12 protein-coding genes are annotated in these 11,999 nt (G+C 59.1%); 1 reads left to right on the top strand and 11 read right to left on the bottom strand.

The genetic code is table 11. The features are described 5' to 3' along the window. Window positions 1–191: 191 nt before the first annotated feature. Genes sctU through sctW form a run of 11 tightly spaced genes read right to left on the bottom strand, consistent with a single transcriptional unit; the run spans window position 192 to window position 10,924 of the window. On the bottom strand, window positions 192–1,277 hold the full coding sequence (gene sctU / locus DCH402_RS11475) for a type III secretion system export apparatus subunit SctU (protein WP_040001199.1): 1,086 nt from the start codon (window positions 1,275–1,277) through the stop codon (window positions 192–194). 44 nt (window positions 1,278–1,321) lie between these two features. Next, window positions 1,322–2,125 carry a type III secretion system export apparatus subunit SctT gene (gene sctT, locus DCH402_RS11470; protein WP_040001198.1) on the bottom strand — a complete coding sequence of 268 codons (804 nt, stop codon included), beginning with the start codon at window positions 2,123–2,125 and terminating at the stop codon, window positions 1,322–1,324. A gap of 7 nt (window positions 2,126–2,132) precedes the next feature. Then, entirely contained in the window at window positions 2,133–2,393 is a 261-nt protein-coding gene (gene sctS, locus DCH402_RS11465; protein ID WP_012769604.1) for a type III secretion system export apparatus subunit SctS, read from the bottom strand. Window positions 2,394–2,400: 7 nt separating this feature from the next. Further along, a complete protein-coding gene (sctR, locus tag DCH402_RS11460; protein WP_040001197.1) occupies window positions 2,401–3,054 on the bottom strand; it encodes a type III secretion system export apparatus subunit SctR in 654 nt (217 codons plus the stop codon). Beyond that, complete coding sequence (sctQ, locus tag DCH402_RS11455; RefSeq protein ID WP_040001196.1) at window positions 3,051–4,292, bottom strand: type III secretion system cytoplasmic ring protein SctQ; 1,242 nt, start codon at window positions 4,290–4,292, stop codon at window positions 3,051–3,053. The genes sctR and sctQ overlap by 4 nt, the downstream gene beginning before the upstream one ends. Next, window positions 4,289–4,819: a type III secretion system HrpP C-terminal domain-containing protein gene (locus DCH402_RS11450; RefSeq protein WP_012769607.1), complete on the bottom strand. Its 531-nt coding sequence runs from the start codon at window positions 4,817–4,819 to the stop codon at window positions 4,289–4,291. The genes sctQ and DCH402_RS11450 overlap by 4 nt, the downstream gene beginning before the upstream one ends. Next, complete coding sequence (locus DCH402_RS11445; RefSeq protein WP_040001195.1) at window positions 4,816–5,295, bottom strand: hypothetical protein; 480 nt, start codon at window positions 5,293–5,295, stop codon at window positions 4,816–4,818. The genes DCH402_RS11450 and DCH402_RS11445 overlap by 4 nt, the downstream gene beginning before the upstream one ends. Continuing rightward, a complete protein-coding gene (sctN, locus tag DCH402_RS11440; RefSeq protein ID WP_040001194.1) occupies window positions 5,282–6,661 on the bottom strand; it encodes a type III secretion system ATPase SctN in 1,380 nt (459 codons plus the stop codon). Before sctN ends, DCH402_RS11445 begins: the two co-directional genes overlap by 14 nt. Further along, window positions 6,661–7,626, bottom strand: a complete 966-nt coding sequence (sctD, locus tag DCH402_RS11435) for a type III secretion system inner membrane ring subunit SctD (RefSeq protein ID WP_040001193.1) — start codon at window positions 7,624–7,626, stop codon at window positions 6,661–6,663. The genes sctN and sctD overlap by 1 nt, the downstream gene beginning before the upstream one ends. A gap of 10 nt (window positions 7,627–7,636) precedes the next feature. Continuing rightward, complete coding sequence (gene sctV / locus DCH402_RS11430) at window positions 7,637–9,739, bottom strand: type III secretion system export apparatus subunit SctV (protein ID WP_040001192.1); 2,103 nt, start codon at window positions 9,737–9,739, stop codon at window positions 7,637–7,639. Window positions 9,740–9,742: 3 nt separating this feature from the next. After that, a complete protein-coding gene (gene sctW / locus DCH402_RS11425) occupies window positions 9,743–10,924 on the bottom strand; it encodes a type III secretion system gatekeeper subunit SctW (protein ID WP_040001191.1) in 1,182 nt (393 codons plus the stop codon). Between the two features lie 322 nt (window positions 10,925–11,246). Between sctW and DCH402_RS11420 the strand changes: the two genes are divergently transcribed. Beyond that, entirely contained in the window at window positions 11,247–11,801 is a 555-nt protein-coding gene (locus DCH402_RS11420; RefSeq protein WP_040001190.1) for an RNA polymerase sigma factor, read from the top strand. The last annotated feature ends 198 nt before the right edge of the window (window positions 11,802–11,999 follow it).

Genomic DNA, 11,999 nt, shown 5'->3' with positions numbered 1-11,999 from the left:
GCGATGGTTTTTTCTTTACGCAATAAAGGCGGCGGCAAACGCAGAGATGCCCGGTGCGGATCTGAGGGTTATGGCTGTTTACCTGTCATACTTCACGTTGCGGGTGTGTTGGCTTTCTTACCTGGCCCATCAATGGGCCTTGCCCTGACGGGCCGCTGTCGGCAGCGCTCAAATCGGCTTATGCCGATTTGTCACCCCATCTCAATCACATTCTGCTCCCGCTGCGGCAGGTCTTTCTCCAATTGTCGCAGTACCTTATAGACCTGCGCAACCGGTTGCAGGGTGTCGCGCGGGATGTAGTGGCCTTCGGGCACCCGGTACAGGGTGCGCGCCAGCCAGATGAAACGGATCACCGGCACGCCAGCCTGATGTGCGCGGGCGATCAACGCCTTGGCTTGATCATCCTCGCCTTTGAGCAGAATGCGCGGCAGCGGCGTCTTGCCGGGCCGGTAGAACAGCGCCACCGCGTAGTGAGTCGGGTTGACCAGCAGCAGATCGGCGTCTTCCACTTTGGGTTTGGCGCGCGGGCTGGCAGGTTCGTTGAGAATTTCCTGCGCTACGGATTTTCGGTGCCCTTTCATGTGGGGGTCGCCTTCCGAGTTTTTGTACTCGTTACGGATATCTTCGTGGCTCATGCGCTGCTGTTTGAGGAAATAATATTTCTGCAACCCGAAGTCGAATACGCCCAGCGCCAGTAGCGCGGAAAGGGTGGTGCGCGACACGCTTTTCAGCACGTTTTCCACGCCTTTCCAGAATGCGTTCAGATCGCCGTAAGCCAGCTCCACCAGCCACTCCAGTTGCGGGATCACCACCAGCCAAAAGACCAACCCGATGGTCGTCGCCTTCAGCAGGTTGGTCAGCATGTCGGTGAGCTTGCGCATGGTGAACATTTGCTTAATTTGATTGATCGGGTTAAGGCGGTTGAAGTCGAGTTTCAGCGCTTCCACGGCGAACAGCGGGCCGTACTGGATCCAGCCGCCGACAACACGCATCAGCAGCGCTACGCTGATGGTCAGCAGGCAAAAGGTGGCCAGCAGTACCAGCGCTTCGCTGAAAACTTCATCGGCGGCATGGCCGAAGGGGTCGGAAATGCGGCTCAGCGGCAATTGCATCAGCGCCTGTAATTTGCTCATGCCGCTGTCGGTCAATGCCAGAATCATCTCCAGCAAGGCAAAACTGATCAGCAGCTTGGGCACATCCTGACTTTGGCCTACTTCCCCTTTTTTGCGGGCATCCTGCAATTTTTTGGAGGTGGGTTTTTCGGTTTTTTCACTCATCCCGGCACCTTAGCGTTTCATCGCCGTAGCCTGTCGTCGCTCCGTCAGGACGATGCCTGAAAGAACAGGGGGAACAGGTGTTTCAGATCGGTCAGTGCTTTGAGCCGGCCTTCGCCGAGAAACTGCAACACTGGCATGTAGAGTACGAAAAATGCCATTCCTGCCAGGCATTTAGCGGGTGTAGACAGCACATACACCTGCAGTTGCGGGCTGTAAAGACTGAGAATGGCGATGCTGAATTCCAGCAGCAGCAGCAGCGCCACCAGCGGCCCGGCGTACACAATCATGTGCTGAAAGGTCTCTTTGAGCAGGTCGAGATAGGTGTGAAACCCCTGTTCCGATAACGGCGGCAGAAAATCCAGCGCCGGCCACAGCCGGTAGCTGTCCCACAGTAATTGGGTAAAACCGGAAAAGCCGATAGTGAGAACCAGCAACATGATAAACAGCTCTTTCAGCATATGACCGAGCGGGGTGGCATCGCTGCCCAGCGCCGGGTTGAGCTGGCCGCCGGTCAGCGCACCACGCTGGTTGTCAAACAGCGCGCCGACCGACTCGAACAGCCAGAACGGCATGGCCAGCACCACCCCCAACAACAGCCCGATCACCAGCTCCTTCAGCAGCAGCGCCGGCAGCATCGGCCAGGTGATTGTGGTGGTCAGCATTTGCTGTTGGATGGCACCGGCCGGCACCAGCGCGATGGCGATGGCCACCGCGTTGCGCAGCATGCCTTTGATAATGGAGAAGGAGAACAGCGGCACCAGAAACAGGCACGGATACAACCGGGCGACACCCAGCGTCAGCGCGTAAATAAAGTCGTAAATATTCTGGATGGTGGCAATGGAGAGCATAGTGGCCTCACGCCCGGACTTGTTCGATCATATTGAAGGCCATCATCGCCAGTTGGATCAGCTCAACGCCGATCCAGCGGCCGGTCATGGCCAGCACCAGCCCTACCGCCACCAGTTTGACGGCGAAAGGCAGCGTTTGGTCTTGTAGCTGCATCACCGCCTGTAGCAGCGAAATCAGCACGCCGACCACCACCGCGACCAGCAGCGGCGGCGCCGACAGCATCACCACCAGCACCATCGCTTGTCGGAATAGATTGAGCGTTTCCATCGTCGCCTCACAGGTAACTGTAGAACAGGCCGTCGAGCAAGCGGGTCCAGCCATTGACCAGCACGAACAACAGCAGCTTGAGCGGTAGCGAAAGCGTGGTGGGTGCGACCATCTGCATCCCCAGCGCCAGCAAGACGTTGGAGACAATCAGGTCGATAACGATGAACGGGATATAAATCAGAAAACCGATTTTAAATCCGGCCTGCAGTTCCGACAGCACATAAGCGGGCACGATCAGCAGGATGCTTTGGGTGGTGATTTTCTCGGACATCGCCGCCGGCCACATGCGCAGGCTGTTTTCATGTAGATGGGTGAGAATATCCGGGTCGGTGTTGCGCGACATGAATTTCTGCAACGGTTCGATGCCGCGGGTGACGCTGCTTTCCAGCGCGTCGAGGTTACTGAAATCGACCGGCGCGTCCTGAAATCGCTGTTTGATGTCGCTGAATACCGGGGCCATCACGAAGACGGTGGCGGCGAGCGCAATGCCGTACAGCGCCATGTTGGGCGGCACCTGCTGTACCCCGATGGCGTTGCGGGTGAGCATCAAGACCATCGAGATCTTCAGAAAGCAGGTACAGACGATCATCGACAAAGGGATCAGCGACAAGGTGCCCAGAAACAGGGCAAACATCACCGGATCGAAGCTGCCCGACGTCATCGTGATGACTCCGATTCGATTTCGCCATCAACCCCGAGGCGGCGGGTGATCTGCAATCCCAGTCGCCCTTCCACATCGACCAGTTCCCCCAATGCCAGCGGTTGTTCGCCGTGATAGAGGGTGGCTTCACCGGGCGTCGCCTGCTGCAACGTCAGCACCGAGCCGGGGGCGAGTTGCTGTAAATCCTGTAGTGTCAGCGTCAGGTAGCCGCAACGCACGGTCAGCGCCAGCGTCAGCGGCGGCAACGCATAACCGGACAACGCGCCGGCAGGATTGTCGCCATCCGGTGCGCCATACTCCGCATACGGCGAGGCTTCAGACGCGGTATCGGCGTCGAAAGCGGCGGTATTATCGAAAACGGCGGTGTCGTCAAAAGGTGTTGTCACGGGACATTCCTCCAGTTCTGTCACGGTAAACCAGTAAGGGGCGAGCACGTCCATCCTGAGCTGCCCGGTCAACCGCCGGTCGGCCAGCGTGATACTGCCGTCGCCCTGCGGTGAAAAGTACTGTTTGAGTGGACAGATCAGGTCGCCCGGTTCCAAATGGGTTAATTGTTTATGTGACAACGTCACTTCCGCCAGTATTAACGGCACCCTTATCGCCAGATGACCGGGTAGCGGATAGCGCGGGGCCGACCACCCCGGCCGACTTAACCATTGTTGCAAGGTCTGGTGCGAGGTACGCAACCGGCTGCGCACCCGGAAATCACCCCGGCTGGCGTCCAGCCACAGCGTTACCTCGGCCGGCGCGTGAGCGTCGGATGGTGCCGGATGAGGTGACGCCGCTGACGCCGCTGACGCTGCTGACGCTGAATTGTCTGGCTGGTCTGAATCGTCTGGCGGTTGTGTCTTGTCGGGTATGGCTGAGTGGCCCGTTGGCGCCGGGAATAGCGGTTGCAACTCGCCGAACAGGTCGCGCAGCGCCGGGCTGAGCGCATGATTGTAGTGGGTCCAGTACCAGTGTACGGCGTCTTCACTGTCATGCGGGCCGGGCAGCAGCGCCGGGCAGGCGGAAAACAACGACAGCAACGGGGCGGCGTTGTCCAGCCACAGCGTTCCGGCGTGGCAGCGCCAGCCGCTCTCCTGCGCGTCGGGCTTGGCTTCCTGCGCCAATTGCAAACGCAACTCGCCGGGCTGGCCATCCAGCATGAAGGCGAAGCGGTGCGCCGTCGCCAGTTGACGGGAGAGTGCCGCCCGCGCCCGGCTGACCGGTCGCAGTGTCTGAGCCAGCGGAATCATTCTTCATCCTCCCGGCTTTCAAATTGCAGGCGAACCGGAGCGCGTAACGTATCCGCCAGCGAACGGCGGCAGTTATCGCGCAGGCCTTTCAATTGCTCATACGCGGTTTTGCCGAAACGCAGCGACACATCCCAACCGTTGGCGGGGAGCGTGACCATGCGAACATCGACGTTGCCCAACTGCGGTAATTGCAAACTGAACGACAAGGGTTCTCCCCGGCGTAGCAACGGCATGTCGGTGAGCGACGATTCCAGCGCCGACCAGTACACCGGCACAACCGGTTCCGTTGACGACGGGGCGTCGATGAAGCCATCCAGATTGAGCGGTGGATGCAGCGCCATCGGCGGGCCAAACGGTAGCCAACTGGCATCGGGGAACTGCATTTCCGGGTCGAACAGATCCTCGAACGGATCTTCAATGCCGGTATCGTCATACCCGTAGCCGGGGAAATCCAGCGCCTGATCATGCGGTAACGGAGATTGGCCGGGCTGCGACACATCGGGCGCGGCGGGCAGGTGAGGGGTCATATCGCCTCCAGGTAAGTGGTTAACAGAAACTCGAGTTTTTCAACGGCTTTCTGACAAAGGCGCGCCGCTTCCCTGGCCTGCCCAACGAGTTGTTGCCGGTGCAGATACTGTTGTTGCCAGTCGGTACACAGCAGCACCTGCGCCTGAATCTGACGAATCTGTTTTTGTTCCTGTTCCAACTGGTTTTTCAGTGATTCCAGCGTTTGGGTTTTGCCCAGCGCTTCGCGTAGAAAGGTGTCGCGCTGTTGCCGCCATTCGGCCTGCAACTGTTCCAGTTGCGCTTGCTGGGCGCGTAACGCCGCCTCGGTTTGCCTGAGCGTCTGTTCGGCCTGACGCAACTGGCGCTCGGCGCGGCTGAGGCGCTGACGGCGGATCGGCAACAACTGGTTGAGTACCGCATTCAGCTCTTGTGCGCTGGTGTCCGGCTGTTCTTCTTCCATGACGCTGACGGATTTCATGGCGTTAGAGATTGGCATACTGACTCACCTCGGCGAGTTGCGACTGGATAAAATCAAAGCTCTGCGGCTCGCGCATCGCTTGTTGCAGAAAGCGGTTGATGTCGTCGTTGGCACTGACGGCGGCATCGGTGAAGGCATCGTGCCCCGGCTGGTATTCGCCGAGGCGAATCAACATTTCCACCTGTTTGTAGGCGGCCATTAGCCGCCGCACGGCATTGGCGTTGCGGGTGTGTTCCCGCTCCACCACGTTGCTCATGGTACGGCTCAGGCTCATCAGCACATCGATGGCCGGATAGTGGTTGCGTTCAGCCAGCCGACGCGACAGCACAATGTGGCCGTCGATCAGCGAGCGTACTTCGTCAGCGACCGGGTCGTTCATCGAGTCTTGTTCGATCAGCACCGAATACAGGGCGGTAATCGCGCCCTGGCGGGTTTGCCCGGCGCGCTCCACCAGGCGGGGCAGCAGGGTGTAAACCGAAGGCGGCAGCCCGCCGCGCCCTTGCGGTTCGCCGAGCGCCAGGCCGATTTCACGCTGGGCGCGGGCAAAGCGGGTCAGCGAGTCGATAATCAGCAGCACTTGTTTGCCCGCCGCGCGAAAGGCTTCGGCGATGGCGGTTGCCGTGAAAGCGGCGCGGGCGCGTTCCATGCTGCTGCGATCGGAGGTGGAGCAGACCAGCACGGTGCGGCTGCGTAGCTGTTCGTCCAGTTCGTGATCGAGAAATTCGCGCAGTTCGCGGCCACGCTCGCCGATTAAGCCGAACACAATGGCGTCGCATGGGGTGTTGCGCGCCAGTTCCGCCAGCAGGGTGGTTTTGCCGCAGCCGGCGCCGGCGAACACCCCGACGCGCTGGCCGCAGCCGATCGTCAGCAGACCGTCGATGGCGCGCATACCGGTGGGCAACGGGTCGGCGATACGCGGGCGTTCAGTGGGCGGCGGCGCATCGCCGATCACCGGCATCGGATTGGCATTCAGATCGCCCGGTTCGACAAACGCACTGTGGCCGCCTTCCTCCAGCGGACGGCCGAAGCCGTCCAGCACGCTGCCGAACAGTGCATCGGAAACCTGCACGCAATGCGGCTGGTACAACGGCGTGACGACGGCCCCCTGCGCGATGCCGTCCAGCGCGCCCAACGCCGACAAGAAGGTGTTTCTGGGGCTGAAACCGACGATTTCCGCCAGCACCTGTGAGCTGTCGCTGCGTTCCACCAGACATAAATCGCCGATGCGGGCGTTCGGCAGGCTGGATTCCAGCAATATGCCGCTGATGCCGATGATTTGCCCTTGTCGCGTTACCGGCGAATACGCCGCCAACTGGCGCTGTTGCCGTCGCAGCCATTGGGTGAGCTGCGGGTAGCGGGTGTCGATGACATCCAGTGTGCTCATTACCAGTTCACCTTGATCTGTTGTTTGCCGCGAAATTCGATCTGGCTGTCGTTGATGCTGACCAGTCGCAGGTTGTCCACCTCATCGCCGACGAAGATACGACGGCCGTCGGAGGTGACGACATTCGCTTTCGGGCCGCTGGTGACTTGTACTATCTGGAACGGCAACTGGTCGTTTTTCACCGTGGTGAGGTTTTCAATCTGCAATGCGGTGACGTAGCGCTGGTGAAATTGCGCCAGCATACGTGCCAGCCGGGTGTGTTGCGCCGGCAACAGCGTGCCGCTCAGAACGATGCGGTTGTTATCCTGGCTGGTGGTGACCAGCCGCTCCAGCTCGCGGTCGGTGAGCATGGTTTGCAGGGTGCTGTTAAGCTGCGGCAACGTACCGATCGGTAAACGGCTATCCTGCGCCGGCGGTGCCGGCGGCATCGCCGCCGTTTCCTGCAACATCCAACTGCCGATGATCATGAACAGCAGCACGGCCAGCAGCAGATAGCTGAATTTTGCCCACAGCGGCAGGCGGCGTTTTTCCCGCAACACCAACAGGGTTTCCGGCGTAGGGGGCGTTTGCTCGGGGGCAACGGCCTCGGTCGGCGGCGCGTCCGCACGCGTTTCGGCATCGCCGACGTGTTGTTGCTCATCCGGCGGCGTTTCTTCCGCCTCATCCTGCCAGGGGGTATCGGCGCTGACCACGCACAGCCAGATACCGCCGACGGCAAAGGGCGTGCCGGGCGATAGCATCAGCGATTGCTCCACGGTGTGGCCTTCGCTATTGATGACCGGGCCGTCCAGTACGGCTATCTGCCAGCCCGTGGTTAATTTTTCCAGCAAGCAATGTTGCTCGCGGATGCCGGGATCGTAGAGCACCATGTCGGCTTCGTCGGAAGAGCCGATACGCCATGAGGTTCCGCTCAGCGGCAACGCGGCCCCTCGGTGTAATCCGGTCAGAACACGTAGTTCAAACATATTGCGTTTCCTATGCGTTAAAAGGGTCAATCCTGTCCTGCAGGTCGATACGGCCCGCTACGTTGATCGACAGGTGCGATTCCAGTTCGGTAAATGACAGCACCGGTACATGATGAAATTCATCCTGCAACAGAATGCGCAGCGGGCTGCGCAGGTCTTGCGCCACCAGAATCAGCGCCGACGGCGGCATCATCGGCGGGAAGGCGCGCCGTAACTGACCAAGCAGGGTGGCGGCGTATTCCTGGGTGAGTGCGAAGAAGGCTTCGTTTTGTGTCTGGCGCAGCGCGTCGCGCAGCAACTCTTCCGTTTCCGGCGTCAGCAGCCAGACGGTGAGGCTGTCGTCCTGACTGTACTGGTGGCAAATCTGCGCTTTCAGTTCCAGACGGACGTAGTCGGTGAGGGCGTTGATATCACGTTCATGCTGGCCGATATCGATCAGCGCCTCCGCAATCGGCCGTACCGAGCGCAGCGGCACCCGTTCCGATGCCAGCCGTTGCAGTACGCTGGCAAAGCGCGACAGCGGCATAATGCGCTGAAGTTCCTGCGCCAGTTCCGGTTGTTCGCTCTCCAGCCAGGCGAGGATCGACTTGGTTTCCTGCAACCCGATGAATTGCGCACCGCTGCGATGAATCGCATTCTCCATGCGGCTCAGGATCAGCGCATCCGGGCTCCAGGGGCTCAGTTCCGGCTGCTGTAGCATCGGGTGTTCCGGCGTCAGCCATAACAGGTGGTGCTCATCGCGGGTGGCGAGCCCCAGCATCATGCCGTCGTCGAGCGCTTCTTCCGGTATTTGCCCGCGCGGCACCGCCAGCAGCGGCACGCCGAAACTGGCCCGCAATTGCGGAATTTCATACACGCAGAAACGAAACTCATCTTCCGGTACGTTGGGAGTAAATTCGATGTCGAACGACGGCAGCGTAAAACCAAAGTGATACACCAGCCGGTTGCGCAGACGGCGGATCTCCTGCACCAGTAAAGCGGCGGCGGCGGCGCCTTGCCACATGGTATGGAACTGCAACAGGTAGGCGCGGGTGGGATTAAAGCGGCGTAAGTCCTGATAGCCGTTCTGGTCGGCAGGCAGGCTGTCGTCCGCCAGCAGCGCCTCCTGTAATCCGCTTTGTTTGACGCGCCAGAGCTGGAATAACCCGCTGCCGAGCGATGCCAGGCTAATGAGCAGAAACACCAGCGTCGGCATACCGGGCAACAGCGCAAACCCCAACATCCCCACTGACGAGATAATCCATGCTTTGGGCTGGCTGGTCAGCTGCTCGGCGATTTCCCGGCCGATATTGTTGTCCGTTTTCTGGCCGTCGGCTGAAACGCGGGTAATGATCATCCCGGCGGTCAGTGAAATCAGCAGCGCCGGGATCTGGGCAATCAAACCGTCGCCGATAGTCAGAACCGAATAAATGTGCATGGCGTCGCCGGCGGCCATGCCGTTTTGCAGCACGCCGATGGCAAAACCGCCGATCATATTAATGAATACGATCACCAGGCTGGCGATGGCGTCCCCTTTAACGAACTTCATCGCCCCGTCCATGGCACCGAATAACTGGCTCTCCTTGGCCAGGTTTTCCCGGCGCTGACGGGCCTGTTGCGAGTCGATCAACCCCGCGCGCAGGTCGCTGTCGATGGACATTTGCTTGCCGGGCATCGCATCCAGCGTGAAACGTGCCGCCACTTCCGCCACACGTTCCGACCCTTTGGTAATGACCAGAAAGTTCACCACCGTCAGAATCAGGAAGATAACCAATCCCACCGCCAGATTACCGCCTACCACGAAGTTACCGAATGCTTCCACCACGTGACCGGCATCCTGTTGCAGCAGGATCTGTCGGGTGGTGGAGATGGACAACGCCAGCCGAAACATGGTGGTCAGCAGCAATACCGCCGGGAATGTAGAGAACGCCAACGGTTTGGGCAGGTACATGGCCAGCACAATCAACAGTGATGAAATACAGATGTTGAACGCAATCAGCACGTCGATCAGACCGGTCGGCAACGGGATGATCATCATGAACACAATCGCCATGACGATGACGGCGCCCACCACCTCGGAGCGCTGCATGGCGCTCATGGCAAAACGGTTAAGCCAGACGATCAGGAGAGCCATCGGTTACCCCTTGTTCTGAGAACGGTCGTTCATTGATACGGCGTTATCCTGCTGCTGTTGTTTTTCGTACTGGGCGAAATCGCCGATCAAGCCGCGAATCAGTTGCAGAGCGGTGAGCCGATTTTTCGCATCGCGCCACAGCGGATGCGGCAGGTCGTTGACCAGCGGCAGCAGGCCATTGAAAAACATCAGCTGGCGCTGGAGATCCTGCCCGGCGACTTCGCGGCCCAGATTATGCAGATCGCGGGCGTAGGCGCCGTTAGCGCTCAGGCCGATTAACCGCCGCGTCAGCTCTACCGCACCCAGCGTGCATTCCGGCATGCGCGACGCCAGCCGCGCCAGCAGCGACTGGCTGGCCGACAGCGTGTGGCTCAGCTGGCGCGAATCGTTCAGGCTGGTGAGCATCTTGCTCAGCACATTTTTTGAAATAGACGGCGCCAGTGAAGCAATATCCGCCGCCAGCGCACGTTGCAGTGTGCGCAACCCGGCCGCGAAGTGTTGTGCATCGAAGCGTTCCAGTAAGGCATCGAGCAGGGCGCTGGGGGATTGCTGATGGACAATGCGCTGATAGTAGAGGTCGCGCAGTGCCTGTTTCTGGTTAGGGTCGGTACTGAACAGGGAAATGGCGGCGGCGGTGTTGAGCCCCGCCCGAACCTCCGGCCCTTTTTCCTGATGCAATTTTTCCAGGCTTTGGCCGGCGGTCTGGGTGAGCGACGCATCCTGCTGCTGTTGCGCCTGGCTCAGCACATGACGCAGAACGATATCGCTGCGCGCCGCGTCGCCGCCCGCCGCCTGCATGATGGCGTCGACCGATGGAGGCGGGGACTGACCCAACAACCCCTGCATCTGACGGATTTGCTGGTCAAGCGTCGGGTGCTTCGGGTTTTCCAGCAATTCGAACAGTTCGGTCAGTTTTTCGATGCGCTCAATGTTGGCCATCATACGGCTCTGCGGCTGGCTGATTTGCCGGCGGTTAAGCGCCTTGCTTTTACGTTCGATCTGCTCGCCAAAGCTGGCGGCGACTTCTTCCATCGCGTCGTTGAGGGTTTTGTCGTGCGAGGGACGAGCCTCGCCGGTTTTAGACGGTGAGCCGATCGGCGTCTGCTCGTCGATGTCATTGTCATTATTGTTGACGGCCGTGCTGCTGGTATTGAGCACGGAAGAAACGTTATTGAGTGAAATCATGGTCCTGTCCTGCCAGAAGCGGCCTTTTCTTTAACGGTGTGCTGTTATGTGGCAGGACCTGAGAGCGGGTTCCCATTAAATGATGTAAGTCAACATTGTAAGGTAACAATAAGTTATTATTTATATGGTAACTATTTGGGTGATTTGCTCTGCAAAAGTTTGCAATTCAGGCCGGATTTTACCGGCAAAAAGTGGCGTAAAAAGTCACAGGGACAAAAAATAAATTATTACATAACAGTGGGTTAATCGTTTTTCATCGGCTGGCACGCGCTTTGCTCTTCTGGATGCGCCAATTAGGGCACAACGATGGAGAGTTAATGAAATGGAAACGATTGCACTGAAACAAATGGATGCGTGTCAGATTCATACCCCTGCCAATACCGTGGATTGGGAGCAGGTTTTTCGCCTGCATGGCAAGCGACTGCAAAACTTCATTCGCAAGCGCGTATCGAACCGTGAGGATGTGGAAGATTTACAGCAGATGACCTACCTGGAAGTGTTGAAAAATCGCGAAAAGTTCGCCGGCGCTTCGCGTCCGGAGACCTGGGTATTCGGCATCGCCCTGAATCTGGTACGAAATCACTTCAAGCAGGCGCGTTATCGTGCCGCCGATATTAGCGACGAGGCGTTGGAAGTAGCGGAAATTCTGTCGACGGATATCGATCCCAGCCGTATCACGGAATGCGATCACGCATTGAGCCGCGCACTGGCGGCCAGTGCGCACCTGCCTGAGGAAACGCGTAAAATGTTGATGATGTTGCTGGATGCCGATGTCAGCTACCAGGACATTGCCGAGCAACTCAACATTCCTATTGGCACTGTACGTTCGCGTCTTTCCCGCGCCAGGGGATATCTCCGCCAGGCCGTTGATGCATAAGCTGAATCCCCCGTGTGCGAAATCGTCACGGGGGATCGCTGGTATTGCCATGCCCCGGGAAGGCATCTCCCCTGAATCAAGGGAGGTGAAGGAACCTGTCAGTCAGTATCAGGTTGTCAGCCGCCGCAGAGCCGTGCGGCAACGCAGCCTAACAGGGTCGCAGGCCTCCTTCCCCGAAGGTGATTTCTGCGGCTTTCC

The sequence above is a fragment of the Dickeya chrysanthemi NCPPB 402 genome (genome assembly GCF_000406105.1).
Lineage (GTDB): Bacteria > Pseudomonadota > Gammaproteobacteria > Enterobacterales > Enterobacteriaceae > Dickeya > Dickeya chrysanthemi.
Note: the sequence above shows the minus strand (reverse complement) of the source record. Positions and strands in the feature narration are given on the sequence as shown.